General features: G+C 36.9%; 14 protein-coding genes. 9 read left to right on the top strand and 5 right to left on the bottom strand.

Annotation, left to right across the window (positions count from 1 at the left end):
* The first annotated feature begins 315 nt into the window (after positions 1-315).
* The 7 genes from FW781_RS00895 (at position 316) to FW781_RS00865 (ending at position 7,075) form a co-directional block, all read left to right on the top strand.
* Complete coding sequence (locus tag FW781_RS00895; protein ID WP_149385693.1) at positions 316-3,246, top strand: reprolysin-like metallopeptidase; 2,931 nt, start codon at positions 316-318, stop codon at positions 3,244-3,246.
* A gap of 473 nt (positions 3,247-3,719) precedes the next feature.
* Entirely contained in the window at positions 3,720-4,433 is a 714-nt protein-coding gene (locus FW781_RS00890; RefSeq protein ID WP_149385692.1) for a glycohydrolase toxin TNT-related protein, read from the top strand.
* A 73-nt stretch (positions 4,434-4,506) separates the two neighbouring features.
* Positions 4,507-4,863 carry a hypothetical protein gene (locus FW781_RS00885; RefSeq protein ID WP_228720105.1) on the top strand — a complete coding sequence of 119 codons (357 nt, stop codon included), beginning with the start codon at positions 4,507-4,509 and terminating at the stop codon, positions 4,861-4,863.
* Between the two features lie 311 nt (positions 4,864-5,174).
* Positions 5,175-5,642, top strand: coding sequence for a pyrophosphohydrolase domain-containing protein (locus FW781_RS00880; RefSeq protein ID WP_047374946.1), 468 nt, complete (start codon positions 5,175-5,177; stop codon positions 5,640-5,642).
* Positions 5,643-5,644: 2 nt separating this feature from the next.
* Positions 5,645-6,208: a TlpA family protein disulfide reductase gene (locus FW781_RS00875; protein ID WP_149385690.1), complete on the top strand. Its 564-nt coding sequence runs from the start codon at positions 5,645-5,647 to the stop codon at positions 6,206-6,208.
* Between the two features lie 3 nt (positions 6,209-6,211).
* Positions 6,212-6,817: a DUF4230 domain-containing protein gene (locus tag FW781_RS00870; RefSeq protein WP_047374951.1), complete on the top strand. Its 606-nt coding sequence runs from the start codon at positions 6,212-6,214 to the stop codon at positions 6,815-6,817.
* Positions 6,818-6,889: 72 nt separating this feature from the next.
* Entirely contained in the window at positions 6,890-7,075 is a 186-nt protein-coding gene (locus FW781_RS00865) for a hypothetical protein (RefSeq protein ID WP_149385689.1), read from the top strand.
* Positions 7,076-7,166: 91 nt separating this feature from the next.
* Here FW781_RS00865 and leuB read toward each other — a convergent pair whose 3' ends face one another.
* The 4 genes from leuB to FW781_RS00845 are packed head-to-tail and all read right to left on the bottom strand — an operon-like array spanning position 7,167 to position 11,480.
* Positions 7,167-8,291 (bottom strand): 3-isopropylmalate dehydrogenase, encoded by a 1,125-nt coding sequence (gene leuB / locus FW781_RS00860; RefSeq protein ID WP_149385688.1) that lies wholly within the window; start codon positions 8,289-8,291, stop codon positions 7,167-7,169.
* The gene (leuD, locus tag FW781_RS00855) at positions 8,272-8,880 is read right to left on the bottom strand and encodes a 3-isopropylmalate dehydratase small subunit (protein ID WP_149385687.1); all 609 of its coding nucleotides are present in this window, start codon (positions 8,878-8,880) and stop codon (positions 8,272-8,274) included. The genes leuB and leuD overlap by 20 nt, the downstream gene beginning before the upstream one ends.
* A 16-nt stretch (positions 8,881-8,896) precedes the next feature.
* Entirely contained in the window at positions 8,897-10,285 is a 1,389-nt protein-coding gene (gene leuC, locus FW781_RS00850; RefSeq protein ID WP_149385686.1) for a 3-isopropylmalate dehydratase large subunit, read from the bottom strand.
* A 31-nt stretch (positions 10,286-10,316) separates the two neighbouring features.
* Positions 10,317-11,480, bottom strand: coding sequence for a 2-isopropylmalate synthase (locus tag FW781_RS00845; protein WP_149385685.1), 1,164 nt, complete (start codon positions 11,478-11,480; stop codon positions 10,317-10,319).
* A 148-nt stretch (positions 11,481-11,628) separates the two neighbouring features.
* On the opposite strand from FW781_RS00845, the gene FW781_RS00840 reads away from it, so the two are divergent.
* The gene (locus FW781_RS00840; RefSeq protein WP_149385684.1) at positions 11,629-13,176 is read left to right on the top strand and encodes a hypothetical protein; all 1,548 of its coding nucleotides are present in this window, start codon (positions 11,629-11,631) and stop codon (positions 13,174-13,176) included.
* 281 nt (positions 13,177-13,457) lie between these two features.
* On the opposite strand, the gene FW781_RS00835 is transcribed toward FW781_RS00840, so the two are convergent.
* Positions 13,458-14,432 carry a dipeptidase gene (locus tag FW781_RS00835; RefSeq protein ID WP_149385683.1) on the bottom strand — a complete coding sequence of 325 codons (975 nt, stop codon included), beginning with the start codon at positions 14,430-14,432 and terminating at the stop codon, positions 13,458-13,460.
* A 449-nt stretch (positions 14,433-14,881) separates the two neighbouring features.
* Here FW781_RS00835 and thrS point away from each other — a divergent pair, with 449 nt between their 5' ends.
* Positions 14,882-16,801: a threonine--tRNA ligase gene (gene thrS / locus FW781_RS00830; RefSeq protein ID WP_149385682.1), complete on the top strand. Its 1,920-nt coding sequence runs from the start codon at positions 14,882-14,884 to the stop codon at positions 16,799-16,801.
* Positions 16,802-16,803: the final 2 nt, after the last annotated feature.

Raw genomic sequence — 16,803 nt, 5'->3', positions numbered from 1 at the left:
AGCAGGATGTAAAACATTTTGCAATCGTTGCGAAAATTCAATTTACTAATATTATTCACACATAATTAAATAATTAATAAATTTTATTGTCTCATTTTAATAAATTAATAATAAAATACATCTATTTTATTTTTTTTGAAATTAAAATTCATTTCTTCACTTCCACTTTTCTTTTATTAATGAGCCTTTTCAATTATATTTAATGTATCGCATAATATTTTAAAGCAACATTCTAAATTTCCCTTAAAAAATTTTGTTTTTGATAATGTATTTTTCATTAGCTTTGATATTCCACAATCAAATTTAATATTTAATATGAAAAAACAATTAACGCTGATTGGAATGCTCCTTATTTCGGGTATTTCTTTCGCACAGACTGACCGTCTTTGGTCTGAAGGTTCCAGAAAAACTTCATCAGAGGTTTTTGAAAACAAAACCGGTATCAGCAATCCTAAGGTTTATAACCTGGACATCAACGGATTGAAAAATGCTTTGGCAAAAGCTCCCAAAAGACTGGCTGTAGGCGAAAAATCAGAACTCATCATCTCTTTTCCAAATTCTGAAGGCAGAATGGAAAATTTTAAAGTGAGGGAGAATTCCAATTTTGCTCCTGAGCTGGCAGCAAAATATCCGGATATCAAATCCTACGTAGGACAAGGTCTGGATGATCCTAATTCCACAGTCTATTTCAGTGTTTCTCCACTCGGACTGTCATCAATGGAAATTTACGGTGATAAATCTGCAGTTTTCATTGAACCTTACACTAAAGATCTTTCTTCTTATGTAGTGTACAGAAAATCTGACAAAAAAGACGATCTTAACAAGTTTGAATGTACAGTAGTAGACGCTGCACAGAAAGGAGTTTCCAACTCTGCTCTTGCCGCAAGACCTAATGCTGATGACGCCAAACTAAGAACGTTCAGACTGGCACTATCCTGTACCGGAGAATATACTACTTATTTCGGAGGTACAAAAGCTCAGGCTCTGGCTGCAATGAACACCACAATGACCCGTGTAAACGGTGTTTTTGAAAAAGACTTCGCAGCAAGAATGGTTCTGATCGCCAACAATGATGCCGTAATCTACACCAATGCATCTACAGACCCGTATTCTGCAGCTTCCGGAATGAGCAGCTGGAATTCCCAATTACAAAGCACTTTAACTTCTGTAATTGGTGAAGCCAACTACGACATCGGACACTTGTTCGGAGCTTCAGGAGGTGGTGGAAATGCAGGATGTATCGGCTGTATCTGTACCAACGGATCAAAAGGAAGCGGATATACTTCCCCGGCAGATGCTATTCCTTCAGGAGACAACTTCGATATCGACTACGTAGCTCACGAAATGGGACATCAGTTCGGAGGAAATCACACATTCTCCATGAACAATGAAGGAACAGGCGCCAATATGGAACCGGGATCAGGATCAACAATCATGGGATATGCGGGAATTACCAGCCAGGATATCCAACCTCATTCTGATGCGTTTTTCCATGCAATAAGCATTCAGCAGATCACAAATAATATTAAAGCTAAAACCTGCTCTGTCAATACCAATACAGGGAATTCAATTCCTACAGCAAGCGCAGGCTTAGATTATACAATTCCAAAAGGAACTCCATTCGTACTGACGGGTACAGGAACAGATGCTGACGGAGATTCTCTAACTTACATCTGGGAACAAATGGACAATGCTTCTTCTTCACAAACAGGTGCAAGTTCAGCCGCCAGCGCAACAAAAGCTTCAGGACCGAACTTCAGGTCATGGACACCCACTACTTCACCTGCAAGATACTTCCCAAGAATGGCTTCTGTATTAACAGGCGCAACCACTACAGCAGGTTCTGAAATCACAGTAGAGGCACTTTCTTCAGTCGCAAGAACATTAAATTTCAGATTTACTGTTCGTGATAATAAAGCAGGAGGTTCAGGAAATAATTCTGATGATGCCGTAATCACTGTTAACGGAACTGCCGGACCATTTAATATTACTTCTCAGAACTCAGCCACAACCTATGCCGGAGGAAGTTCTCAAACCGTTACATGGAACGTAGCAGGAACTACAGCTAATGGTGTAAATGCAGCTAATGTAGATATCCTTTGGTCAACAGACAATGGAACTACATGGACTACTCTATTGGCAGGAACTCCTAATGACGGTTCACAGGCGGTAACTATTCCTAATTCTACCACAACTACAGGAAGAATCATGGTAAAAGGATCAAATCACATTTTCTTTGATGTCAACAATGCGAACATCTCTGTAAATGCAGGTTCCGGAACTCCTGATACCGTTGCTCCTACAGCTCCTACTCTTGCTGCTTCAGGAACTACTGCTACAACAACTAACCTTTCATGGTCAGGTGCTACTGATAACGTAGGCGTTACCGGATATGATGTATATCAGGGAGCTTCATTAATAGGTTCTACAGCTTCTACTACATATACCGTAACAGGACTTACTCCATCAACAACGTATTCTTTCTCTGTTAAAGCGAAAGATGCGGCAGGAAACGCTTCTGTTTCCAGCAATACGGTGAGTGTTACCACTCTTTCGGGCGGAACTGTTACTTATTGCTCTTCTTCAGCATCCAACACAGCTGATGAAAGAATCGGAAATGTAAAATTCGGATCTATTAATAATACTTCTACGGGAACAGCTGGTTATGAAAACTTCACTTCAGTTTCTACCAATGTAACAAGAGGAAGCGCTTATACAATCTCCGTTACTCCGGTTTGGACTTCTACAAAATATAGCGAAGCATATGCTGTTTATATTGATTACAACGGTGATGGAGACTTTACAGACAGTGGAGAATTAGCTTGGACAAAAGCAGGATCTACAACAAGCCCGGTTACCGGATCTATAACAATTCCATCTACAGCAACTGTTGGATCTACAAGAATGAGAGTAATGATGAAATATAGCTCAATTCCTACTTCATCATGTGAAGCGTTCACTTATGGCCAGGTTGAGGATTACACTCTTAATATCGTTTCATCAGGAAAAGGAGATCTTCAGAATACGAAAGATCTGATCACAGACATTAAGCTTTATCCAAACCCTGTCAGAGACGTACTTTATATTTCCAATACAACTTCAGAAGATTATAAAATCTTCGATATGGGTGGAAAACTCATTGACTCAGGAAAACTTCAGAGAGGCTCTGTAAACGTAAGCAACCTGATTAAAGGCGCTTATATGCTTCAAATTGGAGAATCAACTAAAAGATTTATTAAAAATTAATAACCTTTAAAGTTAAACGATGTGAAAAAACTGCCCTTTACGGGGCAGTTTTATTTTTGTAAAATGTAAAATATTACATTAAATTCATTTATTACTGTAATTAATTTCATAATAATATTTTATTTAAAATAAAATAACTAGTATTTGAGTTTTTTGATTTAAATTTATCGAACAATAATATTCTTTTATTGTACCGTTTACCCAGTTTGTATTTAAGGGAGCTCCAAAGTCGTTTTTTAAACGTCTGATACAGTTGCTTCTCTCGACCCTGTTTTGGCTGAGCTGATCTTTTAACAATTTGATGCCAAAAAAACTGTTATTAAATTAGATTCTGATCATTATTTTTTATTGGCCGGAAAAAACATTAATAATATACATATCAGTATTTCCACTTAAGATTTTTAAGAACGATGTTTCAAAAAGGTAGCCCCTTCTAATACCTCCTAATTTTAAAATAATTTAAAATTTTTTATATGAAACATTTATTTAAGTACATCTTTTTTTTAGCCATTACTTCGTTCTCGGTTGCCTGTAACTCAGACAATGATGATGTAATAGACATCAATCCCGATGTCACCACGGTATTCTACAAAAATGCAGATGAACTGGCAGTAACTTATGATCCCAATAATTCGGTGAGTGAGGCGCTTAAAAATCAAGCTTACGATTTATACAAAAGAGGAAAATGGAGCGAACTGGAATCCCTTTTTAAGGCGAACAATTTAAATGGCGGGTGGCCGCCTGCAAACGGAGGCTACAATATCGTTGATGATGTTGCATTACAGGTTGGACAGAAATTTGACCGATACAGCGGCGCCGTAGGCAGTTACAACGGAACAGGCGTTCCTACCTTAGGAGGAAGCTTTACAAGCCCAATCATCAACGGATATACCTACACGTTTACCCAAAGAGCATTAAACCAGGCTGAAGACAAGTACGACTTCTATTATGAGATTGATGTTCTGAACAATTCAATGCAGTTTAAAACCCAGACAGCAGACATTATTCCTTGGTTTAGTCAGGCTGGAAAAGGAAAACAAACCATGTGGAAAATTCCGGTTGATATCAACACAGGTTATCAGAAAACATGGAATAAACTGGCAGAAGAAGGTTATATAAAAGTGACCATCAAGAAAAGTCCAAGCGGAAAATATCCTAACTTAGTGGGCACAGTTATTCAGCCATAAATCAACTCAGATGTATTCAATTTCAGACAAAATAAACATTATTAAAAAAGCTTCAGTTACAAAAAGCAATTTTATGAATGATGAAGCTCTCCCCTCAGCCATCACCACCTTTACCTGCTGTAATTGCGGTCATGAAAATACCGCTGAGATAAAGCCTTATGAATCAGGATTTCCAATCTTCCAGCTGTACAACGAAGATAAAGTTTTATCCAAAAGCGAATTGTTAAAGCACGGAATGGTTAGTGAAACTTCTCAAAGAATGCTTCATTTCGGAGAACTTACAGTCAATGATCAGCCAACTTTATATTTTGGCACCGATTGCCCAGCCTGTCATTCAAAATACATAGGTGTATTCAGTTATGGTGAAAAACAACCAGGGTTATCGATCTTAAGTATTTCAGGCATCTGGAAATATGAGGAGCTGAAATAATTGAATAGAATCAACAGAATTTAAAACAAAACCACAACTTAAAATTGTGGTTTTTCGATTTTTATAGATTAAATTTCGCCCACAGATGACACAAATTTTCGCAGATATTTGTGTTTAAAATATGACTGTATATTCAATTTTGTCTTGAAAATTAAAACCTTGTACATTATTATCTGTTAAATATGTACTATCTGTAGTTCTATAAACGTCAGATATTATAATTCTCTCCCACCTCCTTATTCATACATTTCCTGCTGTACATTTCACATTTTACAAATCCTTTTCTATCTTTGTGGGAAATAAAAAAATTCATGGATAAAATTGATAGTCTGAACCAAGTAGCAGAATTCCATACTACTTTCAAAGCCCCTATTTTAGATACCCCGCAAATTCCTTCTCCGGAAAGATGCAATCTTAGAGTAGAACTTTTACAGGAAGAATTGAACGAATTGAAGCAGGCCATTGCAGACAATAATATTGTAGAAATTGCAGATGCATTATGCGATCTTCAGTATGTTTTGAGTGGTGCTGTGCTGGAATTCGGACTTGGCAGCAAATTTGTAGAGCTATTCAACGAAGTTCAGCGTTCCAATATGTCGAAGGCGTGTGATAATGAAGAGCAGGCAAAAGAAACCGTTGAATTCTACAAAGAGAAGGAAGTAGAATCTTTTTATGAAAAGTCCGGAGAAAAATTTAACGTTTACAGACAGGCAGATCATAAAGTGTTAAAAAACAAATACTACTCTCCTGCTGATTTAAAATCAATTATCGAGAAATAATTATGAAAAAATTTATTACCAATATTGTTGCCTTTTCAAGCTTATTTTTAGCTGTACAACAGCTTAGCGCTCAAAAAGTAGTGGTAAACCGCGAGGTTGATACTCAGAAAGACGGCAAAATGCTTTTGGGAAACCAACTGAAAGAGCAGTTTTTAAAAGCTCCTTATGCAGATTGGTATGTAAAGGAGCATGATGAATATGCCCTTGACCAAAAAGCAGTCAGTGAATTGAAAAAAGAGAAAATCGGTACCTACGACATTATTGTTTTCATGGGAACATGGTGTGAAGACAGCCACAGAGATTTTCCAAGACTGATGAAAATATTGGAGGCCGTAAATTATCCGGAAAATAAATTAAACATTATTGCCGTAAACCGTAAGAAAGAATCTCCTACCGGGGATGAAAGTCTTTATAATATCCAGAAAGTTCCTACCATTATCCTGAAAAGATATGGAAAAGAGATTGGAAGAATTGTAGAAATGCCTACCACAGGCTACATTGAAAGAGATTTAGTTGAAATCCTTAAAAAGAAAGATTCCTCTGTTATTAAAGAAATTTTTAAATAGATTTTGAGAAATTATAGAACAATCCTGTCCTTTGCAGCCGGTGCCGGCGCTATGGTGCTTCTGTTTTTTGGTCTGAAGTCATGTCTGAACCTTGGAACTAAAACTGAACAGTCGGATTATTATATCCTGACCAATCAGATTTCCAAGATGAATAAGATGGTGGTGATGGAACAGAACACTTCCAGCATGCAGAAAACCAAAATGGGCTATGAAGTTTTCGGGAAAGAAGTTTCCAGCAACAGCATTATTACGTATACAAAGACCAATGCACAGGTTTCTTATGATCTTAATAAAATGAAGATCGAAGTAGATTCCATCAACAAAAAACTGATTATTACCGAACTTCCTGATGCTGAGATCAGAATTACACCGAGTGTTGAGATTCAATCTTTAGATGATTCATTCATAAACCGTATTTCGGAGAAAGACATTAAGAATGTTACTGCAAAGGCTAAAGAAACGGCAGAAAAATCAATTGATCAGAATCAGCTGAGAAATGAAGGGCGTAAACAACTGATGGAAAATCTGAATAATGTTTTCGTTTTGGCGAAAGCTCTGAATTACACGATTGAGGATAAAACCGGAAAAATTGGTATTTTAGGACTTTAGGATAAAAAAAGTCCTGTTTGGCAAACCCTTTGAATGATACTATCCATATTCTTGAAATTAAAATTTAAAGTCATGGATACAAAAGGAAACACCAAAAAAAAAGAATCTGCCAATACCGCAGAAACGAAACAGCAAAATCAGGATTTTCAGAATATTCCTGCTGCATCGAAAAAGACCAATCCGCCTGATATTGATAAAGAAGATATTCAAAAATCTTCAAAGAACAAATCAGGAAAAACGGATAACACAAAAAAATAAAAGAGCCATCAGGCTTCTTTATAATTGAAAAGTTCCGTCTCATACGAGGCGGAACTTTTCTTTCTAACTATCTAATTGAACTTTTTGTTTTCTATACAATGGTTGATTTTCCGATCTTGATATTTTCAAAATTATAATATGATTTTTCGGAATATCTGATATGGTCGGCGATAAAACTTCCCACTTCACTTGTTGAGTAATATTGTTTTGTATTAAGATCAATCGTGACATACTTGTTTTCAATGGCATGTTCTACAGATTGTCTTAATTTATCTGCTGCAGCCTGTAAATTAAGATGGTCCAGCATCATGGCCACGCTTAAAATAGAAGCAACAGGATTGGCAATTCCTTTCCCCTTTGCCTGGGGATAAGATCCATGGATAGGCTCAAACAAAGCATTTTTCTCCCCTACCGAAGCAGACGGCAACAGTCCGATAGAACCTCCAATTACACTTGCTTCATCAGAAATAATATCTCCGAACATATTTTCCGTCAAAATCACATCAAAATGCTTAGGATTAAGAATCAGCTGCATCGCTGCATTATCTACAAACATATAATCAAGCTGTACATCAGGATATTCAAGGGCAATTTCCTGACAGGTTTTCCTCCACAGCCTTGAAGTGTCAAGAACGTTCGCCTTATCAATAAGGGTAAGCTTTTTCTTTCTTTTCTGAGCCTCCTGAAATGCCATATGCGCAATCGGAATAATGTCTTCACGGCTGTATTTACAAACATCATAAGCATACTCACCTTCCGGATCTGTAAATTTTTCACCAAAATAAATTCCGCTTACCAGTTCTCTGAAAATCTGAATATCTGCTCCTTCAATAATTTCTCTTTTAAGAGGACTTTTATCAATTAAAGAAGCATAGGTTTTCAAAGGACGGATATTGGCAAACAATCCCAGCTCTTTACGAAGTTTCAACAGCCCCTGTTCCGGTCTTACTTTTGCTTCTGGATTATTATCAAAAACCGGATCACCAATAGCTCCGAAAAGTACGGCATCAGATTCTTTACAGATTTTCAGCGTCTCTTCAGGCAAAGGATTTCCTGTCTTGAAAATAGCTTCTGCTCCGATCAATCCATAGTCAAAATGGAATTTACATTGAAAAGCTTCGGCAATGACATCTAATATTTTAATGCTTTCATTAATGATTTCCGGGCCAATCCCATCTCCGGGAAGAACCGCGATCTTAAAATAATTGTTGCTCATTTGTTTTTTGTGTTTTTCGTTCAAAATTTGTGATGGTCTGTTTTCTGCTGATTAAAAAATCAATATCGTCATAGCCATTCAACAGGCATATTTTTTTATAAGAGTCTATCTCAAAAGTCTCTGTTGTATCTTTAAAGCTTACGGATTGTAATTCCACATCAATCGCGATCTCATTGTCAGGATTTTCATTGATTCCTTCTAAAATTTCTTTTAAAAATTCTTCAGAAACTTTTACAGGAAGAAGTCCGTTATTTAAAGCATTTCCTTTGAAAATATCAGCGAAATAACTGGAAATAATCACTTTAAACCCATAATCCGTTAATGACCAGGCTGCATGTTCACGGCTGCTTCCACATCCGAAATTATTTCCTGCAACAAGAATTTCACCACTGAATTTAGGATTATTCAAAACAAAATCAGGATTCGGTTCTCCTGTATGGATATTGAATCTCCAGTCTCTGAACAGATTTTCTCCGAAACCTTTTCTGTCTATACTTTTCAGGAATCTTGCCGGAATAATCTGGTCTGTATCTATATTTTCTGCCGGCAATGGAACTGCGCGGGATTTTAAAACAACTAATTTTTGCATGTACTTTTAAATCTGTTTAGTTTACACTTTCAAGAGCTGAAATCTTACCTTCTATTGCGGCTTTCGCTGCAGTAAGCGGACTGGCAAGAATCGTTCTTGAACCCTGTCCCTGTCTGCCTTCAAAGTTTCTGTTGGAAGTGGAAACACAATATTCTCCTTCCGGAATTTTATCATCATTCATGGCCAGACACGCTGAGCATCCCGGCTGACGAATCTGAAATCCTGCCTCATTGAATATTTTGTCCAAACCTTCTTCATAAATCTGTTTAACTACCTGCTGAGATCCGGGAACAATCAAAGCTTTTACCGCTTCCGATTTACTTTTCCCTTTGATATATTGGGCTGCAGAACGGAAATCCTCTATTCTTGCATTGGTACAGCTTCCTATGAAAACATAATTAACTTTGATGCTGTTAACTGTCTGTCCAGCCTCCAGTCCCATATATTTCAACGCTTTCTCTTCGGATTCGTTCTGCGGTACCGGAATAACTTCGCGAATTGAAATACCCATTCCCGGATTTGTACCGTAAGTAATCATCGGGTAAATATCTGATGCATCAAAATTCAGTTCTTTATCAAATGAAGCTCCTTCATCCGTTTTCAGAGTTTTCCAATACTCTACTTTTTCCTCCCATTCTTCTCCTTCCGGCGCAAATTTTCTTCCCTGAACATATTCAAAAGTAGTTTCATCAGGAGCAATCATTCCACCTCTGGCCCCCATTTCAATGCTCATATTGCAGACTGTCATTCTTCCTTCCATTGACATTTCTTCAAACACATTTCCTGCGTATTCACAAAAATATCCCGTTCCGCCATCAGTTCCTATTTTTGAAATGATATAAAGAATCACATCTTTAGGTTGAACATTTTCATTCAATTTACCATTGACTGTAATTCTCATTGATTTTGGTTTGTTCAATAACAGACATTGACTGGCAAATACCTGAGCCACCTGACTGGTACCAATTCCAAAGGCAATAGATCCAAATGCCCCATGGGTAGAGGTATGGCTGTCACCACACACAATACTCATCCCCGGCTGGGTAACCCCCAATTCCGGAGCAATGATATGAACGATTCCCTGATATTGATGTCCCAATCCGAAAAGTTCAATATTGTTTTTTTTACAGTTTTCTGTAAGCTGTTCTACCTGATTTCTTGACAGAGCATCTTTAATGGGCTGTTCCTGATGCAAAGTAGGCACATTGTGGTCCGCAGTAGCTACAATCTGTTCCGGTCTGAATATTTCCAGATTTCTTGATTCCAGCTCTGCAAAAGCCTGAGGACTGGTTACCTCATGAATAAGATGTTTGTCTATATAAATGATCTGAGGTCCGTCAGGGATGGTTTCTACCACGTGAGCGTCCCATACTTTATCAAAAAGTGTCTTTTTACTGTTGTTCATTTTTACTTTTATCTTGATTTTAAAATCAAACCTATCCTATTTTTCTGCTGAAAGACTCCATCATCAGGCTCAGATCATCATTGCCTATTTCTTTTTTAAGGTCAGCGATTTTCAAAAATTCCTGATACAGATAGTCCAATTCATTTTTGGTAACCTCATATCCGATATGCTTGAAACGGTAAGCCAATGCTGAACGGCCGCTTCTTGCAGTAAGAATAATCGAAGAAGCATTCACTCCTACTTCTGCAGGATCTATGATTTCATAAGTTTCTCTGTTTTTGATGACTCCATCCTGATGAATTCCGGAGCTGTGAGCAAAAGCGTTGGCTCCTACAATAGCTTTATTGGGTTGTACAGACATTCCCATCAGGTCGGAAACCATTGTACTCATTTCATTCAACATTCTGGAATTCACATTAGTATGCAGATTCAAATCTTTATGCTGCTTTAAAATCATGACGACTTCTTCCAACGCTGTATTACCAGCTCTTTCTCCCAATCCGTTGATGGTACATTCAATCTGACGTGCTCCGTTGATAGCTCCGGCAATAGAATTGGCAGTAGCCAGCCCAAGATCATTGTGACAATGACATGACAGCACCGCTTTTTCAATACCTTTCACATTTTCTCTCAGATACTTTATTTTCTGCCCATATTCTTCCGGCAGACAATATCCTGTGGTATCGGGTATATTCAAAACAGTGGCTCCAGCTTTGATCACAGCTTCACAAACTCTTGCCAGATATTCATTGTCTGTTCTCCCGGCATCTTCAGCATAAAATTCTACGTCTTCCACATACGTTTTGGCATATCTTACAGCCTCTGCTGCTCTTTCAATAATATCTTCTCTCGTGGAGTTGAATTTATATTTAATGTGAGAATCGGAAGTTCCGATTCCCGTATGTATTCTTGGTCTTTTTGCAAACTTCAGTGCTTCCGCTGCGGTATCAATATCTTTTTTATTCGCTCTTGTCAGTCCGCATACTTTAGCTTTTCTTACCAGTTTTGAAATTTCAGAAACAGATTCAAAATCTCCCGGACTGGAAATTGGAAATCCCGCCTCAATGATATCAATCCCTAGCTCATCAAGCCTTTCAGCAATAATCAGTTTTTGTTCCGTATTCAGTTTACATCCCGGAACCTGTTCCCCATCTCTCAGTGTCGTATCAAAAATTTCAATTTTTTCGGAATCCATAAGTGAAGTTTTTTACTTAATTTTGGTTCAAAACTACGGGTTGCAATATTTCTTCATTTTCACTTTTTCTGAAAATTACAATATTCAACAGTTGAAAAAACAATCGTATTCATTTATTAATCAGTATTTTAATTTATAAAAATTTACAATGGCAGAATTGCAGAAAGATTTTTTGTTTGTATTGGTAAAGTCATTGACCACCTCTGAAAAACGGCAGTTTAAGTTATATGTGAACCGTCTGGGAATTAATGTAGATGCCAAATTTCTGCTGCTCTTTTCCGAAATGGATAAGATGAAGGAATATGATGAAAGTGTAATTATTGAGAAAAAAATATCTACCAAACAACAGCTTTCCAACCTTAAAGCCCACCTCTACAAACAGATCCTTGTAAGTCTTCGTATGAACCCGAGTCATCAGAACTACAGAATTCAGCTTCGTGAACAGCTGGATTTTGCCAATATTCTGTACCAGAAAGGACTTTACAAACAGGCTCTGAAAATATTGGACAAGACCAAGCAGTCTGCACTGGAACTGGACGAAAAAAGTATCGCTTCTGAAATCATAGATCTTGAAAAGGTAATTGAATCACAGTTTATTACCCGGAGTATTGAAGGCCGCGCTGAAGAACTTATCAAACAATCTCAGGAGATCAGTAAACAGAACCGCTACACCACCAAACTGTCTAATCTTTCTCTGAAATTATACAGTGAAATGCTTACTCATGGCTACGTAAAAAATGATGCAGACCGACAGGAAGTGATGGATGTTTTTAACGCCCAGATTAAAAATATAAACCCCGAGAAGCTAAACTTCACGGAAAAACTCTGGTATTATAAAGCTCATGTCTGGAAAAACCAGCTTTTGCAGGATTATAAGTATACATTGAAATATGCGTATCAGTGGGTAGATCTGTTTCATAAAAAGCCTGAAATGATCTACAGCCACCCGGTTTGGTATATTAAAGGGAATACTTATCTACTGAAGATCCTGTTTTTGTATGGAAATATTGATATTCTTGAGGAGCATTTCGCGAATTTTAATAAGATGGTACATGCTGAGAATTTTATCCAGAATGAAAATCTCCAGTCCCTTATTTTCCTTACCCATTACAATACGCTGATGAATATTCATTTTGTAAAAGGGGAATTTTTCACAGGAACCAAGCTTATTCCTGAAGTGGAATTAAAAATGGAAAAGCTCAGAGAAAGAATAGATGAACACCATTTTATGATTCTCTACCTGAAAATGGCCGCCATGTTCTTCGGCAGTAAAATGTTTGACAAATCTATTGAATATTCTATGAGGGTCATAGAATCTAAGGGGAATGTGCAGGAAGATTTGCTCTTCCACACAAGGATTCTGATCTTAATGGCAAAATATGAGTCTGGCAATGATGAAGATTATGATGAATTTATTGCTTCTACTTTAAAGTTTGCTAAAAAAATGAAAAAGCCGGAAGAGTTCCATTTTGAAAGTATTCAGTTTTTTAAAAATCTTAACAATCAGGTTTTGGATCAAAAGCAGAAAGCGTTTGAAAGTTTTGATAAAAAGCTGGAAGCCTATTCTAAAAATGAATATTACAGACGGTCATTATTCTATATTGACATCCATGGATGGATCAAATCGAAAGTGCAGAATGTAGATGTGATTGAGATTATCAAGCAGAAAGTGAAGTATAAAAGAAAAATCAAATAAGAATACGTAAAATTCTATTTTACAATACCTTATCGTATTTTATTTCACGTAAAATAAAACACACAAATCTATTTTCTTTTTAAGATAATTTAACAGACTCAGGTATCAACAGGTCCGGAGCTTTATTTTTATGAGAACTTCATTTTTTTTGCAGATCCCCGATGGGATCAAAGACAGCTCCAATAGGAGCTAACTGTTAATAGTATATCGTTTAAAAATTATAGCTCCAGAGGAGCGACCTGTTAATTATGCTTTGATTCAATCAGACAAGAATATTTTTTTTATTTATACATAGTTTCTATAAAATTCAACGCATTTCTGTGGCTGATCTTTTCTGCCAGCTCAGATGAAAACCGTTCCTCGATTTCTTTATTGACCGTTGGATATCCCGAAGCGTTGGCATGTTCAGGAAAGAAAAAAGGATGACGGGATTTGTCCGGATGATCCTTCCAGTAAAAATAATCTGCCCCGTATGCTATGCTGTCCTCTCCGCCAAGATCCAGTCCGTGTTGAATATGCTCATAGAGTCTTTCAGGATGCTCGATATCAACATAATCTTTGATAAAATTCAGGCCGATCAATCCTTTTCTGTGGATCACTTCCTTCGCCAGTTCATCAGGGAGATTTCTATTGTTTTTATAAACAGTTCTGTAGTTGGAGTGGCTTGCCAGAATAGGAATTGAATAATTTCTCTGATCAATATAAGTGAAAATATCATAAGCCAGCTGATCGCTGGTATGGGCTAAATCAATGGCAATTTTACGGTCAGAAATATAGTCGATCAACACTTTGCCATCGTCTTTCAATCCTGCTGTGGCATTATTTCCACCTCCGAAACGGTTTTCCAGATGATGGGTAATGCCGATATAAAAAACTTTTTCAGTGTTTTCAATAATGGTTTCCAGGTTTTTAAATCCGGACTCCAGACTTTGATTCTCATCACAGAAAGCAGACGCATTTTCAATAGAAGCAATGACTCCTACCCGATTTTTATTTTCCGGAGCATTGAAACTATCATTGTTAAAAAGGAAAAAATTTTTGTTTCTGATAAGTTTTGAAAACAATTTGCTTTGTTCTATTCCGTAAACCGTGCTGTCAGCTCCTGTTCCCGCATACATTGCCATCACCTGAAGCTTTACATTTCCATCCTGTAAATAAGGCAGCGAACAACCTATTTCTTTATCATCAAGCGCTGAATCTGAACTTAAAAGGTAATATAAAAGATCACAATGTAAATCGATGTTTATCCTACTCATGGGATTGTAATTTTGAAATTTAAAATGTATTGGATTCTGATTGAATACAGGCTATTGCATTTCAAGAATTTATAAAATATTAGGACAACTTCTTGTCCTCATTTATTCTAAACTTCTATTATTATCAATATGCTGTATTCACGGGATTAAGATATTAATTTTAATCTTCTCAAACTTATCTTTTTATTCTTTTTATAAGATTTAAAATTTCTATTACTTTTTCTGTAATCTATTTAAAAACACACCCGATACAGTGATGAATTCAAGCCATACTAAGGAAATAAAAGTAACATAATTATTTTCGGAGGACACTACAATCTAAAGCATATAACTCTCAAACGTTAAAAATCTTTCTGTTTTCGATATTAATTCTCATTCTAAATACAGATGGATATAGTATTTTATCTAAAAAATGCGTATTTTTGCCTCTTAAAATTTCTTAGTAAACAATGATAAAAATTACACTTCCAGACAATAGTGTCAAAGAATTCGAGGGAGCAGTGACTCCTCTAGATGTGGCAAAATCTATAAGCGAGGGATTGGCTAGAAACACCATTTCCGCAATTGTTAATGACAAACAAGTAGAAACAACCACACCTATAACCACGGATTCAACGGTACAGCTTTTGACCTGGAATGATGATCTTGGAAAGAAGGCTTTCTGGCACTCTTCTGCCCACCTTTTGGCGCAGGCTATCCTTGACTTTTATCCTAATGCTAAGTTGACAATTGGCCCTGCCATCGAAAGCGGATTCTATTATGACGTAGATTTCGGGGATGAAAGCTTATCTGAAAAAGATTTTGAAAAGATTGAGAAAAAGATCTTAGAAAACGCAAAGAAAGGTTCTACCTTCTCTCTATACCCGGTTTCTAAAGAAGAGGCTTTAAAAACATATGCAGACAATCCTTACAAAGTGGAACTGATCTCAAATCTTAATGACGGAGAAATCACTTTTGTAACGCATGATAACTTCACAGACCTATGTCGTGGTGGTCATATTCCGAATACCGGAATCGTAAAAGCGGTTAAAATTTTAAATGCAGCAGGAGCGTATTGGAGAGGAAATGAAAAGAACCCTCAATTGACAAGAGTATATGGTATTTCTTTCCCTAAACAGAAAGACCTTACTGAATATCTTGAAAGACTGGAGGAAGCTAAAAGAAGAGACCACAGAAAATTAGGTAAAGAGCTTGGAATTTTTGCATTCTCTGAAAAAGTGGGTGCAGGTTTACCTCTTTGGCTGCCAAAAGGTACGGCTTTAAGAAGAAAATTAGAAAACTTCCTTTCTGATGCTCAGAAAAAAGGAGGATATGAATTTGTAATGTCTCCACACATCGGGGCAAAGGAGCTCTATGTAACTTCAGGACACTGGGATAAATATGGAGAAGACAGCTTCCAGCCAATTAAAACTCCGAATGAGGGGGAAGAATTTTTGCTGAAGCCAATGAACTGCCCTCACCACTGTGAAATTTACAAAACTTCACAATGGAGCTACAGAGACCTACCAAAAAGATATGCAGAATTCGGTACTGTTTACAGATATGAACAAAGTGGAGAGCTTCACGGTTTAACAAGAGTTCGTGGATTTACTCAGGATGATGCCCACCTTTTCTGTACTCCGGATCAGCTTTCTGAAGAATTTGAAAAAGTAATTGATTTAACTCTTTATGTATTCAAATCTTTAGGGTTTGAAGACTTTGTAACTCAAGTATCATTAAGAGATCCTGAAAACAAACAAAAGTATATCGGTTCTGATGAAAATTGGGAGAAAGCAGAAAGCGCCATCATCAATGCAGCTCAGAAGAAAGGATTAAAAACAGTTGTAGAATATGGCGAAGCGGCATTCTATGGTCCTAAACTTGACTTCATGGTGAAAGATGCTTTGGGAAGAAAATGGCAGCTGGGAACAATCCAGGTAGATTACAACCTTCCTGAAAGATTTGATCTTCATTATATCGGAAATGATAATGAAAAACACAGACCGGTAATGATCCACAGAGCACCATTTGGTTCTATGGAGCGTTTCATTGCTATTTTGTTGGAAAATACAGCAGGTGATTTCCCATTATGGTTAAGCCCGGAACAGTTTATTATTCTACCGATCAGTGAAAAATATGTAGATTATTCGAAAAAAGTTTCACAATTTTTGGAAAATCACGATATTAGCGGTCAAATTGATGACAGAAACGAGAAGACTGGTAAAAAAATCCGTGATGCAGAATTGAATAAGATTCCTTTCATGCTTGTAGTGGGAGAAAATGAAGAAAAAGAAGGGACAATTTCTGTAAGAAGACGTGGAGAAGGAGATCTTGGAGTGATGACACTGGAGGATTTCGTTGCTTACTTTAAAAAAGAAGCAGCCATATAAAT

The organism is Chryseobacterium panacisoli, assembly GCF_008274625.1.
Taxonomy (GTDB): Bacteria; Bacteroidota; Bacteroidia; order Flavobacteriales; family Weeksellaceae; genus Chryseobacterium; species Chryseobacterium panacisoli.
The sequence above is the reverse complement of the archived record's forward strand: the minus strand, read 5'-3'. Positions and strand labels throughout refer to the sequence as shown.

Coding starts and splice junctions, on each gene's coding strand:
- thrS (WP_149385682.1), top strand. CDS start 14,882: ATGATAAAAATTACACTTCCAGACAATAGTGTCAAAGAATTCGAGGGA.
- FW781_RS00845 (WP_149385685.1), bottom strand. CDS start 11,480: ATGGATTCCGAAAAAATTGAAATTTTTGATACGACACTGAGAGATGGG.
- FW781_RS00880 (WP_047374946.1), top strand. CDS start 5,175: ATGGATAAAATTGATAGTCTGAACCAAGTAGCAGAATTCCATACTACT.
- FW781_RS00835 (WP_149385683.1), bottom strand. CDS start 14,432: ATGAGTAGGATAAACATCGATTTACATTGTGATCTTTTATATTACCTT.
- FW781_RS00840 (WP_149385684.1), top strand. CDS start 11,629: ATGGCAGAATTGCAGAAAGATTTTTTGTTTGTATTGGTAAAGTCATTG.
- FW781_RS00875 (WP_149385690.1), top strand. CDS start 5,645: ATGAAAAAATTTATTACCAATATTGTTGCCTTTTCAAGCTTATTTTTA.
- FW781_RS00895 (WP_149385693.1), top strand. CDS start 316: ATGAAAAAACAATTAACGCTGATTGGAATGCTCCTTATTTCGGGTATT.
- FW781_RS00865 (WP_149385689.1), top strand. CDS start 6,890: ATGGATACAAAAGGAAACACCAAAAAAAAAGAATCTGCCAATACCGCA.
- FW781_RS00890 (WP_149385692.1), top strand. CDS start 3,720: ATGAAACATTTATTTAAGTACATCTTTTTTTTAGCCATTACTTCGTTC.
- leuD (WP_149385687.1), bottom strand. CDS start 8,880: ATGCAAAAATTAGTTGTTTTAAAATCCCGCGCAGTTCCATTGCCGGCA.
- FW781_RS00885 (WP_228720105.1), top strand. CDS start 4,507: ATGAATGATGAAGCTCTCCCCTCAGCCATCACCACCTTTACCTGCTGT.
- leuB (WP_149385688.1), bottom strand. CDS start 8,291: ATGAGCAACAATTATTTTAAGATCGCGGTTCTTCCCGGAGATGGGATT.
- leuC (WP_149385686.1), bottom strand. CDS start 10,285: ATGAACAACAGTAAAAAGACACTTTTTGATAAAGTATGGGACGCTCAC.